Genomic DNA, 17,050 nt, shown 5'->3' with positions numbered 1-17,050 from the left:
GCATCGTTGATCTGCGGCGTGTTGTTGTTATGCGGGCCCGGATAACAACAACACGCCGCAGGTCAACGGAGGAAGCGGAAGAGGGCTTGGAGGACGCAGGCCGGCTTCTGGCCGTTCTCGATCTCTACGGTCAGGTCGGTGGTCACCTGGGCGCCGCCGGTGATGTCCGCGACGTCCGCGAGGGTGCCGGAGAGGCGGATGCGGGAGCCGGCGGGGACGGGGGCCGGGAAGCGCACCTTGTTCAGGCCGTAGTTGATCTTCGTGGTGACGCCGGTGACGTCCAGTAGCTCCGTCCAGAGGGGGATGACCAGCGAGAGCGTCAGGTAGCCGTGCGCGATCGGGACGCCGAACGGGCCGTCCTTCGCCCGCTCGGGGTCGACGTGGATCCACTGGTGGTCGTCGGTGGCGTCGGCGAACGTGTTGATGCGGGCCTGGTCGACCTCCAGCCAGCGACTGGTGCCGAGCGAGCCGCCGGCCAGGCTCCTCAGGTCCTCGAACGCGACGGTCGTGCTCATGCCTTCTCCTTGTCGCCGCCGAGGCGCAGGGCGCGGACGGCGTTGTCCTTGAGGATCTTGGGGCGGACGTGCGGCTTGATCTCCAGCGCGTCGAAGTCGCGCCGCCACCGGTCCGGGGTGATGACCGGGTAGTCGGAGCCGAACAGCACCTTGTCCTGCAGGAGGCCGTTGGCGTAGCGGACGAGCTGCGGCGGGAAGTACTTCGGCGACCAGCCGGACAGGTCGATGTAGACGTTCGGCTTGTGCGTGGCGACCGCGAGCGCCTCGTCCTGCCAGGGGAAGGACGGGTGCGCCATGATGATCGTCAGGTCGGGGAGGTCGACGGCGACGTCGTCCAGCAGCATCGGGTTCGACAGGCCGAGCCGGATGCCGCCGCCGCCCGGCATGCCCGCGCCGATCCCGGTCTGCCCGGTGTGGAACAGGGCCGGGACGCCGTGCTCGGCGGCGACCTCCAGCAGCGGGTACGCGCTGCGGTCGTTGGGCGCGAAGCCCTGCAGGGACGGGTGGAACTTGATGCCGCGCATCCCGTGTTCCTCGATCAGGCGGCGGAACGTCCGGGCCCCGGCGCGCCCCTTGGCGGGGTCGACGCTGGCGAACGGGATCAGCACGTCGGAGTGCCCGGCGGCCCGGTCGGCGATCTCCTCGTTGGAGATGGCGGGGTGCCCGGTGGCGTTCTCGATGTCGACGGTGAACACGACGGCGGCCAGGCGCCGCTCGCGGTAGTAGGACGCGATGTCGTCGATCGTGGGCGTGCGGTTCTGGTCCGCGCCGAAGTACTTCGCGGACGCCTCCATGAAGTCGTCCGGCAGGGAGAGGTGCCCGTGCAGGTCGGACTCGACGTGCACATGGACGTCGATCGCCTCCAGGGCGTCCAGGTCGAGGCCGCTCACCGGGGCTGCTCCTCGGGCAGGTTCTCCCCCACGCTCTGCTGGTGCTCGGCGAAGACCGCCGGCCAGGCGGCGGCGATGTCGGCGGCGGCCCAGCCGCCGTCCCGGTAGGCGGCGACGGCCTGGGTCGGGTGCGTCCACAGCGAGAGCCGGTCGCCGCCGACGCCGATCGCCTGCCCGGTGATGCCGGACGCGGCGTCCGAGGCGAGGAAGGCCACCAGCCCGGCGGCGTCCTCGGGCGTGCCGAACGCCAGCGCGCGGCGGGCGAACGGCGGCATCTGCTCGCCCCGCCGCATCGCCTCGACGTAGGGGGCGAGCGCGGGGATCGTCTCGGTCATCGCGGTCGCCGCGACCGGGACGATCGCGTTCACGGTGACGTTCGCGCGGGCCAGTTCCATCGCCCAGGTGCGGGCGAACCCGATGATCCCGGCCTTGGCCGCCGAGTAGTTGGTCTGCCCGAAGTTGCCGCGCTGCCCGGCCGGGGAGCCGACCAGGACGAGCCGGCCGCCGTCGCCCTGCTCGCGGAACCGGCGCGCCGCGGCGCGGGCGCAGGTGAACGTGCCCCGGAGATGGACCTGGACGACGGTGTCGAAGTCGTCGTCGGTCATCTTCCACAGCACCCTGTCGCGCAGGACGCCGGCGTTGGTCACCATCACGTCGAGCCGGCCGAACTCCGCCACCGCCCGCCCGACCAGCGCGTCGGCGGTCTCCGCGGAGCCGACCTCGGCGGGGTGCGCGACGGCCCGCCCGCCCGCATCGCGGATCTGCTTCGCCGCGGCCTCGGCGGTGGCCGCGTCCGCGTCGTTGACCACGACGGCCGCGCCCGCGCGGGCCAGTTCGCCGGCATAGGCGAGGCCGAGGCCGCGCCCGGCGCCGGTGACCACCGCCACCTTCCCGTTCAGCCCGTTCAGCTCCATTGCCACCTTCCCGAATCCGCTTCCGTTCCCTAGAAGCTAGATTCGTCTATGTCGTGCGTCAAGATTTCATCGAATAAGCTCGGTCACAGCGGGAGGGCGGCACGGCATGGTGTGATGTCCCCCGATGGCGACCACGGCGACGGGGGGACGGGGCATGACCGCGGAGCAGGAGGCGTCCACGAGCGCACGGCCGCGCCGGCGCGCTCCGCAGCAGCTGCTGTTCAGCTTCCTCGGCTCGCTCGTCCTCGACCACGGCCGCCCGCCGATCAGCTCGCGGGTCTTCCTGCACGTCCTCGACGACCTCGGGGTCGCCGAGGCGGCGGGCCGCGCCACGCTCGCCCGGATGACCCGCAAGGGGCTGCTCGCCCGCGTCCGGGAGGGGCGCACCGCCCGGTTCTCGCTCACCCCGTGGGCCGAGGAGCTGCTGCGCGAGGCGACGCCGCGGGTCCGCTCCGCGCACCCGTTCACCCATCCGGGCGGCGAGTGGACGCTGCTCAGCTACTCCATGCCGGAGAGCCGCCGCGACCTGCGCCACCAGATCCGCGCCCGGCTCATCTGGGCCGGGTTCGGCGGGCTGCGGGACGGGTTGTGGATCGCGCCCGGCCGGGTCGACATCGCCGCGGTCTTCGACGGGCCCGAGTTCGCCGAGCTGGGCGGGCTGGCCGACGCGTTCTACTCCGTCCCGGTCGAGGGCACCGACGTGCCGCGGCTGCTGCGCCGGGCGTGGGACGTCGAGGCGATCCGCGCCGAGCACGAGGCGTTCATCGCGACGTGGACGCCGGACCGCGCGCGGACCGGGCACCCGCTGACCCGGCTGACCCTGCTCGGCGCCGACTGGCTGCAACTGCTGCGCACCGACCCCGGCCTGCCCGCCGAGCACCTCCCGGCCGGCTGGCCCGCCGCCGCGTCCACCGCCCTGTACCGGGAGCGGTTCGCCGTCCTCGAACCGGACGCGGCCGAGCAGCTCGGCAAGCTCCTCGCCGACGACGCCGGGCGCCGCTGAACCCGGCCGCCCGCATACCGAGCCCACGCGGAGGATTTCCGAGCCGCCGTTTAAGGAATGGCCGAAAAGCGGAATCGGGGAGCGAGTCGCCGAGATGATCTAGCGGACGGGCGCGGCGCACCGTACCTTGACTGCATCGCCTTGCTCGTCATCACGAGCTCGTCATCAGCACCGCGCTCATCGGGGAGCCGCCCGCTGCATGGGCGCGCTCCCACGCGTCCGTGGAAAGGGCCGCAATGGAGAACCCGCTCGTCATCGACCCGACCGGCAGCGATGTCCAGGGGGAGGCCGCGAAACTGCGGGCCAAGGGCCCGGTGACGCCCGCGGAACTGCCCGGCGGCGTCACCGTGTGGGCGGTCACCGGCCAGGAGCAGCTCAAACGGCTGCTGGCCGACCCCCGCGTCTCGAAGGACCCGAATCTGCACTGGGCGAAATGGATCAGCGGCGAGGTCGGCGAGGAATGGCCGCTCAGCCTGTGGGTGTCGGTGAAGAACATGTTCACCGCCTACGGCGAGGAGCACCGCCGGCTGCGCGCCATCGTCTCCCGCGCGTTCACCCCGCGCCGCACCGAGGTCCTCCGGCCGGACGTCGAGCGGATCACCGCCGGCCTGCTGGACGGGCTCGCCGCGTCCCCCGGCGGGCGCGCCGACTTGCGCGAGGCGTTCGCCTACCCGCTGCCGATCGAGGTGATCTGCCGGCTGTTCGGCATTCCGGACGCGAGCCGGCCGGCGCTGCGGCGCTGCGTGGACGGCATCTTCAACACCGCGCTGACGCGGGAGGAGGCGGTCGCCAACCAGCTGGAGATGTACGGCATCCTGCAGGACTTCGTCGCGTTCCGGCGCCGCGAGCCCGCCGACGACCTGGCCGGCGTCCTCATCTCCTCCCGCGACGAGGACGGCTCGCGGCTGAGCGAGACCGAGCTGGTCGACACGCTGATCCTGATGATCTCGGCCGGGCACGAGACGACGGTGAACCTGCTCGACCAGGTGATCACCGCGCTGCTGACGCACCCGGAGCAGCGCGCGCTCGTCCGGTCCGGGCAGGTGCCGTGGACCGAGGTGATCGAGGAGGCGCTGCGCTGGCAGGCGCCCGTCGCGAACCTGCCGCTCCGCTACGCCGTCGAGGACATCGACGTGGACGGCGTCACGATCGGGAAGGGCGAGGCGATCCTCGCCGCCTACGCGGCGGCCGGGCGCGACCTTTCCCTGCACGGCGACGACGCCGACCTGTTCGACCTCGAGCGCGCGAACAAGGAGCACATCTCCTTCGGCCACGGCGCGCACTTCTGCGTGGGCTCGCATCTCGCGCGGATGGAGGCCGAGATCGCACTGCCCGCGCTTTTCGAGCGCTTCCCGGATATGGAGCTCGCGGTCGACCCGTCGGAACTGCGCCCGGTGGAGTCGTTCATCTCCAACGGCCACCGCTCGCTGCCGGTCGTCCTGAATTCCTAGATTTCCCGCCGCGCTCTCCCGGTCCGCCGGAATTGGTCAGCCGGCGTCGCGGCGCGCCTTCGCCCGGCGTTTTCCCTCGTGCATCGCCTGCACCCGGGCGATCGGGATCGTGTGCCCGTGCTCGACCAGGTCGGCGGGCAGGGCCTGGGGTTCCGGCATGAGGCCGGCCCACGGGTCCCGCTCGCCGAGGACGCCGAGCGCGGTCCTGATCGTGAAATCGGCCGGGGCGACGCCGTCGAGGTCGTCCCACGGGACGGGGAACGAGACCGGAGTGCCGGGCCGGATGCGCGGGCTGTAGGCGGCGGCCACGGTCGCGCCGCCCGCGCGGGTCGAGTCGAGGAACACCTTGCCGCCGCGGTCCTCGCGGATGAACGCCGTCGTCGCGAGACCGGGGTCGAGCCGCTCGGCGCGGACGCCGAGCGCGCGGGTGGCGGCGGCGTCCTCGGCGGACGCCCGGCCGTCCAGCGGCACGAACACGTGCACGCCCTTGGCGCCGCTGGTCTTCACCGCGCCCCGCAGGCCGGAGTCGTCCAGCGCCCGCCGGACGAGGTGCGCGGCGCGGACGGCCGCGGCGAACGCGTCCTCCCCCGGCGGGTCGATGTCGATGACCAGGTGGGTGGGACGGTCGGGCGCGGCCGCGCGGAACAGCGGCGGGTGGTACTCGACGGCGCGCTGGTTGGCGAACCACAGCAGGGTGGGCCGGTCGTCGCACAGCGCGTACGCCACCTCGCGCCGGGACGTCTCGGCCCACATCTTCACCGACCGCACCCACTCGGGTGCGTACTTCGGAAGATTCTTCTGCATGAACGGCTTCTGGCCGCGCAGCACGCGGATCACCGACAGCGGACGCCCGGCGAGCTGCGGGACGATGCGCCCGGCGACGGCGTCCAGGTAGTCGACCAGGTCGCGTTTCGTCGCGTCCGCCCCTGCGAACAGGGGCTGGTCCAGGTTGGTCAGCCGGACCCCGGCACGCTCCTCTTCGGCGCTCACCCCACCACCTTCGCACGCGCCTCCGACAACCGGTCGGGTAGCGTCGCGTCCATGTACGTTCCGGCGCATTTCTCCGCGGGCGACGCCGAGGTCCAGGACCTGCTGGCCGGGTGCGAAGCCGCCGACCTGGTGACGAGCACGCCGCAGGGGCTCATCGCCACGTTCCTGCCGGTGCTCTACGACCCGTCGGCGGGCGAGCACGGCGCGATCCTGGCGCATGTCGCCCGCAACAACGACCAGTGGCGCGAGCCCGCGGCCGGGGAGTCGCTGTTCATCCTGCACGGCCCGGACGCGTACGTGTCGCCGTCCTGGTACCCGTCCAAGCGTGAGCACGGGCGCGCGGTGCCGACGTGGAACTATCTGACCGCGCACGTCTACGGCCGTCTCGTCGTCCACGACGACCCCGCGTGGGTGGAGTCGATGGTGCGCGCCCTGACCGAGCGCCACGAGAGCGGCCGTGAACCGTCGTGGTCGGTGGACGACGCCCCGCCGAAGTTCATCGCGGGGCAGCTGCGCGCGATCGTCGGCCTGGAACTGGTCATCACCCGCATCGAGGCCAAGGCCAAGATGAGCCAGAACCGTTCCGAGGCCGACCGTGCCGGGGTCGTCGAGGGCTACCTGGCCGAGGGCGACACCGCGATGGCCGAGGCCGTCCGCGACGCCTAGTCCCGCCCGGCCCTCCTCGCCGGCGCGCTCCCCCTCAGCCGAGCGGATCGAGAGTCGTGGTGACGCGGGGGTCGTGGCCAGCGGCGCAGGTGTGGGACGCGAGGTCGGCGCCGACGCCCAGCGCGGTGGGGATGAGGCGGTTCGTGCGGAACGCGATGCCGGGGTCGCGGAGCATCGGGTTGGCGCCCGGGACCACCTCCGCGAGCAGCACGAACGTCGGGTCGATGACCTTGGTGACGCCGTCCTCGTCCTCGACCTCCACCCAGGCGTGCACGAGGTCGGGCAGGCCGACCAGCCAGCCGATCCGCGTCGTCGCGGGGATGCCCTCCTCGCGGCACAGGCGGGCGATGTAGCGGCTGGCGGACCCGCAGCTCGCGAACCCGCGCGGGATGAGGGACTCGTCGCTCCGCATCGCCTCGGGGAGCCGCAGCCAGCGCAGCTCCGCGCCCATGAACTCGCGCAGGATCGCGCGGAGGACGGGCGAGCGCAGCACCGGGCAGTCGCCGACCGTCCGCAGCACGGCGGACAGGGTGAGCGCGGGCCCGGCCGCGCGCGCGGTCGCCGACGTCCCGGCGGGGACGTTGCGCGCCGCGCCCGCCGGATGGGCACGGACCTGGCGGACCTTCCCGCCGTAGGCGCCGGTCCGCGGCCGGGCGAGGGCGTTGCGGGCGCCGGGGGCGCAGCCGTCCGGGGCGCCGCAGGCGACGCTCAGCTCGAACCGGGACATGCGCGGCGTGATGAGGTCCTCGCAGGACGAGCGGGTCCAGCCCAGGGCGGCCGCGACACCCCGCTCGATCCCGGTGCGCCCGGAGCCGGAGTACAGGGCCAGGTTGAAGACGTCCCGCGCGTCGAGCCGCTCCCGGCCGCGCTCGCCGGTGGCCGGGAGCCCGTGCCGGATCAGGTCGGCCACCGTGCGCTCGTCGCAGGCGAGCATCGAGGCGGCCTCGGCCCGGCCGGTGTCGGGACGGTGGTACTCCGGGGGGATGACGAGGATGCCGTCGAGCGTGCGCAGCAGGGGGTGGGCGGCGGCACGGCCCATGTCAGCGCTTCACGAAGCGGTAGTCGGACGGATCGAGGCGGCGGGTGCGGCGGCGGTAGTCGAGCATCGAGCCCGGCCAGTTGCTGGCGTTGCGGCCGCCGTCCCGCACGTACCAGCTGCTGCAGCCGCCGGCGTTCCAGACCGTCCCGCCGAGGCGGCGCTGGAGGCGCTCGTCGAAAGCGGAGAGCACACCCTCGCGGACGTCCATGTACAGCACCTCCGGGTCGCGCAGCGCACGAACGGCCTGCACGATGTAGGCGATCTGGCTCTCCAGCATGTGTACCACCGACCCGGAACCGACGTTGGTGTTGGGCCCGTACATCAGGAAGAAATTCGGGAAACCGGCGACGGCCAGGCCGAGGTAGGCGCGCGGCCCGTCCCGCCAGGCGTCCTCCAGCGCACGGCCGTCCAGCCCCGCGACGCGCATCGGCGCGACGAAGCCGTGCGACCGGAAGCCGGTGCCCATGATGATGGTGTCGGCCTGGTGCGACCTCCCGTCGGCGGTGACGACCGCGTCCGGCGTGACCTTGACGATCGGGCTGGTGACGACGTCCACCTGCGGCAGGTTGAGCGTCCGGTAGTAGTCGCTGGACACGAGGACGCGCTTGCAGCCCAGCTCGTACTCCGGCGTCAGGTTCTTGCGCATCTCCTTGTCGCGCACCGACCAGCGCGTGGTGCGGCACAGCGCACGGATGTGCGCCGACAGCACCCGGCGCCCGCGCGGCGCGATCAGCATCGGGTTGAGCAGCACCTCGAACCAGACGAAGACCCCGAGCCGGGACAGCCGCTGCAGGACGGGGAGCCGCCGGTTGAGCCAGGACCGGGCGCGGGGGTAGCGGCGGTCCCACTTCCAGCCCACCCACTGCGGCTCGCGCTGGAACACCGTCAGCTTCGCGGCCTGCGGCGCGATCCGCGGGACGAACTGGACGGCGCTCGCCCCGTTGCCGACGACGGCGATCTCCCGTCCGGCGAGGCCGTGGCCGTGGTCCCACTGCGCGGAGTGGAAGACGGTGCCGCCGAACGACTCCAGGCCCGGGATGTCGGGGACGGACGGCCGGCTGAGCTGCCCGCACGCCGAGACGAGCACGTCCGCGACGCGGGTCTCGCCGCCGGCGGTCCGCAGGTTCCACCGGCCGGACGCGGCGTCGAAGCCGGCGGCGGTGATCTCCGTGCCGAACGCCATGTGCTCCATGACGCCGTGCTTGCGGGCGCACTCGCGCAGGTAGTCGAGGATCTCGGGCTGCGGCGCGAACCTGCGCGACCAGTCGTGCTTCGGCTCGAAGGAGTAGGAGTACAGGTGCGAGGGCGCGTCGCAGGCGGCGCCCGGGTAGGTGTTCTCGCGCCACACCCCGCCGACGTCCCCGGCCCGCTCGAACACGGTGAACTCGGTGAGGCCCGCGCGTTTCAGGCCGATGGCGAGTCCCAGCCCGCTGAACCCGCTCCCCACGATCGCGACCGACGGTCCGCCCATGGCAACGTCCCTTCAAGCGCCCACGCCACCCTAACCGCTAATTGGCGGACCGCCAATAGTGGACCGAACGAGATTCCGGCCGCCTCCCCGGCGCCGCCCGCGGCGGCCGGGTCAGCGTGGCCGCCAGGGCGATTCCGGGGACGTGGGACGAGGGTCGGCGCTCACCCGGAGGGCGTAGGTGGGCGTCGGCGACGGCTCGACGGGACCGAGGTAGGCGTGCCCGGTCAGATGGCACCAGGCGGGGAGATCGATGGGCGCCGCCGGATCGGTGGCCATCAGGTGGACGACCGTGCCGGGCGCGAGCTCCGCGAGATGCCCGCGCAGCTCCAGCAGGAGGCGCACGCAGGAGCGGTCGCCGCCGTCGATCACCACTGGGTCCGCGCCCACTCCCACACCCCACTCACTCACACCCCGGTTCTAGCAGCCCGCAGGGTGAAATATAGGGCTTTGTCGCGACATGACAGGAGGAGGGACGACCCGAGCGCCCTCCGGGGGCCCGAAAGCGACAGGACAGGATGAAACGCCAGGGAACGCGTCCGTCCCCGATATGAGGGAGGGACGTCCTAGACTTGACCCTTCCTTTGAGGTTTCGTCCAGGATCAACGCTTACAGTCGCAGTGAAGTACCCCCCGTTGTCACTCAGGTGAGGAATCCGACTTTGGGGCGAACCATGGATCTCGGAGCAGCGCGGGTGGAGATCACGCAGACCTGCGGGACGCTGACGTTCCCCGACGAGGTCGACCTGAGCAACGGCGAGGAGATCCTCGCGCAGGCCATGCGGCTCCTCGACTCCGGGACACCGGCCCTGATCCTCGACCTCACCGACTGCGCGTTCTGCGACTCCAACGGGCTCAACGTGATCACCCGCTCGCAGATGCGGGCGAGCGAACTCGGCGTCTCCATGTGGGTGGTGCTGCCGCCGCGCGGCCTCGTCCGCCGGGTGTCGGACGTCGCCGGGCTGCAGCGCCGCGTCGCGATCGCGCCGGACGTGACGACCGCGCGCGAGGCGATCGCCGCGCACGGCTGACCGGCCGCCCCGGTCAGCGTTCCAGGACGCCGTCGATCCAGGCGCCGGAGGTCTCCAGCATCAACTGGCCCGCGCCGAGCACGCTGCCGTCGCGGCCCGCGCGGGACGTGGCGATCTCCAGATTGCGGGTGGCCAGGGGCAGGCAGCGCTCGTAGATGACGCCCCGGATGGTGGCGACGAGCGGTTCGGCGTTGGACAGGCTCCCGCCGATGACGAGCGCGTCGGGGTTGAAGAAGTTCACGAGGCCGGTGAGCACGTCCCCGATGAGGCGGCCCGCGGTGCGCACGGCGCTGGTGGCCTGCGGGACGCCGTCGGCGACCAGGTCGACGATCTCGGACGGATGCTGCACCGCGATGCCGTGCCCGGCGAGGGACGCGGCGAGCGCGGCGCCGCTGGCGTGGGCCTCCAGGCAGTCGGGGTGGCCGCAGGAGCAGTCGACGGTCGCCTCGGACAGGATCCGCACGTGGCTGATGTCGCCGGCGGCGCCGCGGCCCCGGTGCAGCCGGCCGTCCACGATGACGCCGCAGCCGATGCCGCTGCCGAGCTTGATGACCATCAGGTTGTCCAGGGACGGCCAGGACGCGCGGTGCTCCCCCACGGCCATGAGGTTGGCGTCGTTCTCGACCAGCACGGGGACGCCGGCGTGCCGGGTCACGAAGTCGCGGACGGGGAAGTCGTTCCAGCCCGGCATCCGGGACGGCGAGACGACCTGGCCGGTCGCGGGGTCGACCGGTCCGGGCAGCCCGATGCCGATGCCGCGGACGGGGACGTCCGCCAGCCCGTGCTCGCGGGCGAGCCCGCGCAGGCTCCGGGTGACCGCGGTCAGCGTCTCCTCGGGCCCGACGGCGATGTCGCAGGCGAGGTCGGACACCGCGAGCGGCGTCCCGGCGAGGTCGGCGGCGGCGAGCCGGGCGTGGTGCGCGCCGAGGTCGGCGACCAGGAGGACGCCCGCCTCCCGGGCGAGCCGGAGGCGGCGGGGCCGCCGGCCCCCGCGCGAGGCCCCGGCGCCCTCCTCGGCGAACAGCCCGGCCGCGATGAGCTGCTCGACCCGCAGCGAGACGCTGGAGGCGGCGAGCCCGGACAGCCGGGCGAGCTCGGCCCGCGACTCCGCCCGGCCGGTCGCCACCAGCCGCACGAGCGCGGCGGGTCCGTCGTCTCTGCTGTTACGCACCCCAGATAGATAGCATGCGCGAACTTGGTACGGCAACGCGTTGACTTACATCGATTTGACGAACTATCGTCCGTCTTGGCTTCGATTTCGAAGGAAGTTGGATCGTAGGTGACCGAATGATCGAGGTGCGCGGCCTCAGCAAGCGCTTCGGCGGCCACACCGCCCTGCACGGCGTCGACCTCGACGTCGCGGACGGCGAGGTCGTCGTGGTGATCGGCCCGTCCGGGTCGGGCAAGTCGACGCTCTGCCGGTGCCTCAATCGGCTGGAGACGCCGGACGAGGGCGTGATCCGCATCGACGGCGAGGAACTGCCCGCCGAGGGACGCGCCCTCGCCCGGCTGCGCGCCGACGTCGGCATGGTCTTCCAGTCGTTCAACCTGTTCCAGCACAAGACCGTCCTGCAGAACATGACGCTCGCGCCCACGCGGGTGCGCGGGCTGTCGCGCGCCGAGGCGGAGACGCGCGGGCGCGAGCTGCTCGACCGGGTCGGCATCGGCGAGCAGGCGGACAAGCTCCCGGCGCAGCTGTCCGGCGGGCAGCAGCAGCGCGCGGCGATCGCCCGCGCGCTCGCGATGCGGCCGAAGGCGATGCTGTTCGACGAGCCGACGTCCGCGCTCGACCCCGAGATGGTCGGCGAGGTCCTGGACGTGATGACCGGCCTCGCCCGCGACGGCATGACGATGGTGGTCGTCACCCACGAGATGGGCTTCGCCCGCAAGGTCGCCGACCGCGTCGTGTTCATGGCGGACGGCGAGGTCGTCGAGACCGGCACGCCGGCCGCCTTCTTCGACTCCCCCGCCACCGACCGGGCCCGGGACTTCCTGGCCAAGGTCCTCAGCCACTAGTGGCACCCCCGGCGCGCCGCCCATGGCACGCCACCCGAGAAAGGTTGATGATCATGGTGCGTACCCCTGCGGGGCTGCGGCGGGCGGCCGTGGCCGCGGTCGCCGCGCTGTCGCTGACGGGCCTCGCGGCCTGCTCCGGCGGCGACTCCGACTCGGCCGTGCCCGGCGCCGGCGGCGGCGCGACCGACGACCTGGCCGCCTCGGCGCCGGTCGCGGCCGACCTCCCGGCCGGCTCCACCATGGAGAAGATCAAGCAGCGCGGCGAGCTGATCGTGGGCGGCTCGCTGGACGCGCCGCTGCTGTCGCAGCAGAACCCGGCGACCAAGCAGGTCGAGGGCCTGGACGCCGACTTCGGCCGGCTGCTCGCCAAGTACATCATCGGCAAGCCCAACGTGAAGATCGTCAACTCGGCGTCCGAGACGCGCGAGGCGCTGCTGTCCAACGGCACCGTGGACGTGGTGTTCCAGACCTACAGCATCACTCCGGAGCGTGCCGAGCAGGTCGCGTTCGCCGGGCCGTACTACAGCTCCGGCCTGGTCATCGCCACCAAGAAGGACACGGCGGGCATCGCGGGCCCGGACGACCTCAAGGGCAAGACGATCATCGCGGGCGCCAACACCCCGGCGATCCCGGCGATCAAGAAGGTCGCCCCGGACGCGAAGATCGTCACGTTCGGCAGCGACCCGGAGTGCGTCCAGGCGCTCAAGCAGGGCCGCGGCGACGCCTACGTCCAGGACGAGGCGGTGCTGCTCGCGACCGCGAAGCAGGACCCGTCCATCCAGATCCAGGGCAAGCCGTTCACCAGCGACCCGTACGGGATCGGCCTCAAGCACGGCGACACCCAGATGAAGCAGTTCGTCAACGACTGGCTCACGAAGATCCAGCAGTCCGGGCTGTGGGCGAAGGTCTGGAAGAACTCGATCGGCACGGTCGTCCAGGGTGAGGCCCCGCAGCCGCCCGCGATCGGCTCCGTGCCCGGCTCGGAGTAAGTCCCCCTCCGATGGACGTCATCACCGACCACCTCGGGGAGTTCGGCGACGGGCTGCTGCTCACCGTCGAGCTGACGCTGCTGTCGCTCGCCGGCGCGCTCGCCGCCGGGATCCTCGTCGCCGCGATGCGGGTCAGCCCGGTGCGCGTGCTGCGCGCCGCCGGGATGGCCTACGTCGAGATCGTGCAGAACATCCCGCTGCTGGTCTGGCTCGTCATCGCCGTGTTCGGGCTCCCCGAGATCGGGGTGATCGCCGGGCTGTTCACCACCTCGGCCATCGTCATCGCCCTCTACCAGGGCGCCTACATGGCCGAGGCGATCCGGTCCGGGATCAACGCGGTGCCGGCCGGGCAGGGCGAGGCCGCCCGCGCGCTCGGGCTGACGTTCGTCCAGTCGCTGCGGCTGGTCGTCCTCCCGCAGGCGCTGCGGACGGTCGTCCAGCCGCTCGGCAACATCGCGATCATGACGCTGATGAACACCGCGCTCGCGGCCGCGGTCGGCGTGGTGGAGCTGACCGCCGCCGCGAACCGGGTCAACCTCGCCGAGGCCCAGCCGATCTGGATCTTCGTCACGGCGGGCCTGATGTACATGGCGCTGTCCGGGGTGTTCGGCGTCGTCACCGGCGGTCTCGAGCGGAAGCTGGCGATCCTGCGATGAGCGGCAAGGGGAGTTCCGCGCGGCTGCTGTTCGACGAGCCGGGCCCGCGCGCCCGGCGGCGCATCCGGATCACGACCGCGCTGACCGTGCTGGCGGGCGCCGTCCTCGTCGCGCTCGCGCTGCGGCAGTTCGCCGACAACGGCCAGCTCGCCGCCGACCGCTGGCGCCCGTACGGCACCTGGGTCATGTGGCGGTACCTGCTGGAGGGCCTGCGCTCCACGCTGTACGCCGCGGGCGTGTCGATCGCGCTGTCGATGGCGGCGGGCATCCTGCTGGCGCTCGGGCGGGTGTCGCCGTCGCGCTGGCTGCGCGTCCCGTCCGCCGCCTATGTGGAGATCGTCCGGACGATCCCGGCGCTGCTGCTCGTCTACATCGTGCTGTTCGCGCTGCCGAGGTACGGGATCGACCTGCCGCTGTTCTGGAAGCTCGTCGTGCCGCTGTCGGTGTCCAACGCCGCCGCGTTCGCGGAGATCTTCCGGGCCGGGATCCGGTCGGTGGAGCGCGGGCAGCTGGAGGCCGGCCTCGCGCTCGGCCTGACGCGGGGCCGGGCGATGCGGCTGATCGTGCTGCCGCAGGCGGCGCGGCGGGTGCTGCCGTCGCTGGTCAGCCAGTCCGCCGGGCTGCTCAAGGACACCTCGCTCGGGTACGTCGTCAGCTACGCCGAGCTGCTCTACAGCGGCAAGGTCCTCGCCAACTACAACCACCTGCTCATCCAGACCTACCTGGTGGTCGCGCTGATCTACCTGGTCATCAACGCGTCGCTGGCCAAGCTCGCGCGGACGCTGGAGGCGCGGCAGCGCACCCGTCCGGCGCGGGCCGTCCGCGAGGCCGTCCCCACCGCGAAACCCTGAGGGAAAGTGATGTACGAAGTTCTGGCCGAGGTCGTCCGGAACGGCTTCACCGAGAGCCGCCACTACGGCAGCGTCGCCGGGCTCGCCCCGGACGGCACCCTCGCCCACGCGCGCGGCAACCCGGCGGAGACGGTCCTGCCGCGCTCCACCACCAAGCCGTTCCAGGCCCTGGCGTGCCTGCGGGCGGGCGCGCCGCTGGCGGGCGAGCGGCTCGCGATCGCGGCGGGCAGCCACACCGGCGAGGACTTCCACGCCACGACGGTCGAGGCGATCCTCGCGGACGCCGGCCTCGGCGCGGACGCCCTGCGGTGCCCGCCGTCCTGGCCCGAGGACGAGCCGGCGAAGGCCGCGCTCATCCGGGCGGGCGAGGGCGAGTCGCGGGTCCGGATGAACTGCTCCGGCAAGCACGCCGCCATGCTCGCCGCCTGCGTCGCGAACGGCTGGCCGGTCGACACCTACCTCGACCCGTCGCACCCGCTCCAGCAGGCGGTGCGGCAGGCCATGGCGGACGCGGCCGGCGAGGAGCCGGCGCCCGTCGCGGTGGACGGCTGCGGCGCGCCGCTGTTCGGCCTCACCCTGACCGGCCTCGCGCGGGCCGCGCGCTCCCTCGTCCTGGACGCGGGGTCGCGCCCGGTCGCGGACGCCATGCGCGCCCACCCCGAGTACGTCGGCGGGACGGGGCACGCCAACACCGAGTTCATGCGGGCGCTGCCCGGCACCGTCGCCAAGGGCGGCGCGGAGGGCGTTTTCATCGCCGTGACCGCCGAGGGCCACGCCGTCGCGGTGAAGGTCATCGACGGCAGCCCCCGCGCCACCACCGCCATCGCGCTGCGCGCGCTCGCCGCGCTCGGCGTGGACACCGGCCCCGCCGGAGCGCTGGGCGCCGTCCCCGTCCTCGGCGGCGGACGCCCGGTCGGCGAGATCCGCACCACCGAGGAAGGACGTCAGTGAGCCTCACCTACGAGATCTGCATCGACAGCGTCGCGGGCGCCATCGCCGCCGAGAAGGCGGGCGCGCAGCGCGTCGAGCTGTGCGCGGCGCTGTTCGAGGGAGGGCTCACCCCGACCCTGGGCACGGTCCGCGCGGCGCTCGCCGCCGTGTCGTCGATCAAGGTGAACGTCATCGTCCGCCCGCGCGGCGGCGACTTCATCTTCGACGAGCACGAGGTCGCGGCGATGGAGCACGACGTCGCGCTCATCCGCGAGGCCGGCGCGCACGGCGTGGTGATCGGCGCGCTGACCCCGGCGGGGACGATCGACCGGCCCGTCGTCGAGCGGCTCCTCGCGGCGGCGGGCGGCCTGCCCGTCACCTTCCACCGCGCCTTCGACATGGCCGCCGACCCGTTCGCCGCGCTGGAGGAGCTCATCGAGCTGGGCGTCGGCCGCGTCCTCACCTCCGGGCAGGACGTGAGCGTGCTGGAGGGCGCGCCGCTGATCGCCGAGCTGGTGGAGCGCGCGGGCGACCGCATCATCGTCATGCCCGGCGGCGGCGTCACCGACCGGAACGTGGCCCGGATCGTCGCGGCGACCGGCGCCCGCGAGATCCACTTCGCCGCGCTGAGCGAGGAGCCGAGCCCGGCCGTGCACCGCAACCCGTACCCGTTCATGGGCGGCGAGCTGCGGCAGCCGGAGTACCGGCGGCTCGTCACGACCGCCGCCGGCGTCGACTCGGTCATCCGCGCGGCCGGCTAGCCCGGCCCGCGCGGGCCCCGGGGGGGGGACGAGATCCCGGCAGGTGCGCCCTGCCGGGATCTCGCGCGTTCGGGGGCATCGTCCCCCCGGCACGGCAGTTCTTTACATGATCTTGTCGTGGCGGGGATGGCCGCGGGTTGCGGACGGGGCATGGATGTCTGGGACCGAAGCCGGGGGACGGCGCCGACGAGCGGGAGCGGGCACATGCAGGTGAAGCTGGAGGCCGAGCTCGGTCGCATTCCGATCCTGGACGTGGCGCCGGTGGTGGGGTGCGGCCGGTGGCCGGCGAAGGCCGTGGTGGGTGAGACGGTCGAGGTGTCGGCGACGGTGTTCCGTGAGGGGCACGAGATGCTGGGCGCGGCGGTGGTGCTGCGCACGCCCGAGGGCGAGGAGCTGCCGGGGCGGCGGATGGCCGAGGTCGGTATCGGGCTGGACCGGTGGTCGGCGCTGGTGACGCCGACGGAGCCGGGGTCGTGGTCGTTCCGGGTGGAGGCGTGGGGCGATCCGATCGCGCACTGGTGGCATGACGCGCAGATCAAGGTGCCGCGCGGCCAGGACGTCGAACTCATGCTCGCGGACGGCGTGGCGCTGTTCACGCGGGCCGCGCGCGAGGTGCCCGCGAAGGACCGGCGCGTCCTGACCCGGCTCACGCGGCTCATGGCGGACGAGGACGCGGACGCGCTCGAACGGCTCGCCGCGGCCGGCGCCCCCACCGTGCTGGACGTGCTGGAGCGTCATCCGCTGCGGGACCTGCTGACCGTCTCCGACTGGTACCCCCTGGTCGTGCACCGCCAACGCGCCCTGTACGGCGCCTGGTACGAGTTCTTCCCCCGCTCCGAGGGCGCGATGTTCGACCCGATCGGACGGCGGGGACCGACCTC

19 protein-coding genes are annotated in these 17,050 nt (G+C 72.9%); 11 read left to right on the top strand and 8 right to left on the bottom strand.

Annotated elements, in window-relative coordinates; genetic code table 11:
* Window positions 1-62: 62 nt before the first annotated feature.
* From ABZ806_RS14155 to ABZ806_RS14145, 3 genes are read right to left on the bottom strand one after another with little or no spacing between them, the layout of a single operon-like run.
* Window positions 63-515 carry a MaoC family dehydratase gene (locus ABZ806_RS14155; RefSeq protein ID WP_500217579.1) on the bottom strand — a complete coding sequence of 151 codons (453 nt, stop codon included), beginning with the start codon at window positions 513-515 and terminating at the stop codon, window positions 63-65.
* Window positions 512-1,405: an amidohydrolase family protein gene (locus tag ABZ806_RS14150; protein WP_500217578.1), complete on the bottom strand. Its 894-nt coding sequence runs from the start codon at window positions 1,403-1,405 to the stop codon at window positions 512-514. Before ABZ806_RS14150 ends, ABZ806_RS14155 begins: the two co-directional genes overlap by 4 nt.
* Window positions 1,402-2,319 carry an SDR family NAD(P)-dependent oxidoreductase gene (locus ABZ806_RS14145; RefSeq protein WP_500217576.1) on the bottom strand — a complete coding sequence of 306 codons (918 nt, stop codon included), beginning with the start codon at window positions 2,317-2,319 and terminating at the stop codon, window positions 1,402-1,404. The genes ABZ806_RS14150 and ABZ806_RS14145 overlap by 4 nt, the downstream gene beginning before the upstream one ends.
* Before the next feature lie 154 nt (window positions 2,320-2,473).
* Between ABZ806_RS14145 and ABZ806_RS14140 the strand changes: the two genes are divergently transcribed.
* Entirely contained in the window at window positions 2,474-3,322 is an 849-nt protein-coding gene (locus ABZ806_RS14140; RefSeq protein ID WP_500217575.1) for a PaaX family transcriptional regulator, read from the top strand.
* Between the two features lie 236 nt (window positions 3,323-3,558).
* On the top strand, window positions 3,559-4,773 hold the full coding sequence (locus ABZ806_RS14135; protein ID WP_500217573.1) for a cytochrome P450 family protein: 1,215 nt from the start codon (window positions 3,559-3,561) through the stop codon (window positions 4,771-4,773).
* 36 nt (window positions 4,774-4,809) lie between these two features.
* Here ABZ806_RS14135 and ABZ806_RS14130 read toward each other — a convergent pair whose 3' ends face one another.
* On the bottom strand, window positions 4,810-5,763 hold the full coding sequence (locus tag ABZ806_RS14130) for a DNA polymerase domain-containing protein (RefSeq protein WP_500217571.1): 954 nt from the start codon (window positions 5,761-5,763) through the stop codon (window positions 4,810-4,812).
* A 51-nt stretch (window positions 5,764-5,814) separates the two neighbouring features.
* Between ABZ806_RS14130 and ABZ806_RS14125 the strand changes: the two genes are divergently transcribed.
* On the top strand, window positions 5,815-6,429 hold the full coding sequence (locus ABZ806_RS14125) for an FMN-binding negative transcriptional regulator (protein ID WP_500217570.1): 615 nt from the start codon (window positions 5,815-5,817) through the stop codon (window positions 6,427-6,429).
* A 34-nt stretch (window positions 6,430-6,463) separates the two neighbouring features.
* Here the strand turns inward: ABZ806_RS14125 and ABZ806_RS14120 are convergent, their stop codons facing one another.
* The 3 genes from ABZ806_RS14120 to ABZ806_RS14110 form a co-directional block, all read right to left on the bottom strand.
* Complete coding sequence (locus ABZ806_RS14120; RefSeq protein ID WP_500217568.1) at window positions 6,464-7,468, bottom strand: transglutaminase-like domain-containing protein; 1,005 nt, start codon at window positions 7,466-7,468, stop codon at window positions 6,464-6,466.
* 1 nt (window position 7,469) lies between these two features.
* Entirely contained in the window at window positions 7,470-8,939 is a 1,470-nt protein-coding gene (locus tag ABZ806_RS14115) for a flavin-containing monooxygenase (RefSeq protein WP_500217567.1), read from the bottom strand.
* A gap of 111 nt (window positions 8,940-9,050) precedes the next feature.
* On the bottom strand, window positions 9,051-9,326 hold the full coding sequence (locus ABZ806_RS14110) for a sulfurtransferase TusA family protein (protein ID WP_500217565.1): 276 nt from the start codon (window positions 9,324-9,326) through the stop codon (window positions 9,051-9,053).
* Window positions 9,327-9,609: 283 nt separating this feature from the next.
* Between ABZ806_RS14110 and ABZ806_RS14105 the strand changes: the two genes are divergently transcribed.
* The gene (locus ABZ806_RS14105) at window positions 9,610-9,966 is read left to right on the top strand and encodes an STAS domain-containing protein (RefSeq protein WP_500217563.1); all 357 of its coding nucleotides are present in this window, start codon (window positions 9,610-9,612) and stop codon (window positions 9,964-9,966) included.
* Between the two features lie 13 nt (window positions 9,967-9,979).
* Here the strand turns inward: ABZ806_RS14105 and ABZ806_RS14100 are convergent, their stop codons facing one another.
* Entirely contained in the window at window positions 9,980-11,137 is a 1,158-nt protein-coding gene (locus ABZ806_RS14100; protein WP_500217561.1) for an ROK family protein, read from the bottom strand.
* A gap of 116 nt (window positions 11,138-11,253) precedes the next feature.
* On the opposite strand from ABZ806_RS14100, the gene ABZ806_RS14095 reads away from it, so the two are divergent.
* From ABZ806_RS14095 to ABZ806_RS14065, 7 genes are all read left to right on the top strand, one after another.
* The gene (locus tag ABZ806_RS14095) at window positions 11,254-11,982 is read left to right on the top strand and encodes an amino acid ABC transporter ATP-binding protein (RefSeq protein WP_500217559.1); all 729 of its coding nucleotides are present in this window, start codon (window positions 11,254-11,256) and stop codon (window positions 11,980-11,982) included.
* A 53-nt stretch (window positions 11,983-12,035) separates the two neighbouring features.
* Window positions 12,036-12,971 carry a glutamate ABC transporter substrate-binding protein gene (locus tag ABZ806_RS14090; protein ID WP_500217557.1) on the top strand — a complete coding sequence of 312 codons (936 nt, stop codon included), beginning with the start codon at window positions 12,036-12,038 and terminating at the stop codon, window positions 12,969-12,971.
* An 11-nt stretch (window positions 12,972-12,982) separates the two neighbouring features.
* Window positions 12,983-13,627: an amino acid ABC transporter permease gene (locus tag ABZ806_RS14085; RefSeq protein ID WP_500217555.1), complete on the top strand. Its 645-nt coding sequence runs from the start codon at window positions 12,983-12,985 to the stop codon at window positions 13,625-13,627.
* Entirely contained in the window at window positions 13,624-14,478 is an 855-nt protein-coding gene (locus tag ABZ806_RS14080; protein WP_500217553.1) for an amino acid ABC transporter permease, read from the top strand. Before ABZ806_RS14085 ends, ABZ806_RS14080 begins: the two co-directional genes overlap by 4 nt.
* Window positions 14,479-14,487: 9 nt before the next feature.
* Window positions 14,488-15,429, top strand: a complete 942-nt coding sequence (locus tag ABZ806_RS14075; RefSeq protein WP_500217551.1) for an asparaginase — start codon at window positions 14,488-14,490, stop codon at window positions 15,427-15,429.
* Window positions 15,426-16,169, top strand: a complete 744-nt coding sequence (locus ABZ806_RS14070) for a copper homeostasis protein CutC (RefSeq protein ID WP_500217549.1) — start codon at window positions 15,426-15,428, stop codon at window positions 16,167-16,169. Before ABZ806_RS14075 ends, ABZ806_RS14070 begins: the two co-directional genes overlap by 4 nt.
* A gap of 204 nt (window positions 16,170-16,373) precedes the next feature.
* A partial coding sequence (locus ABZ806_RS14065; RefSeq protein WP_500217547.1) for a maltotransferase domain-containing protein occupies window positions 16,374-17,050 on the top strand: 677 nt, incomplete at its 3' end.

Origin of the sequence: Spirillospora sp. NPDC047418, assembly GCF_040643275.1 — a bacterium.
In the GTDB taxonomy this organism is placed as follows: domain Bacteria; phylum Actinomycetota; class Actinomycetes; order Streptosporangiales; family Streptosporangiaceae; genus Spirillospora.
The sequence above is the reverse complement of the archived record's forward strand: the minus strand, read 5'-3'. Positions and strand labels throughout refer to the sequence as shown.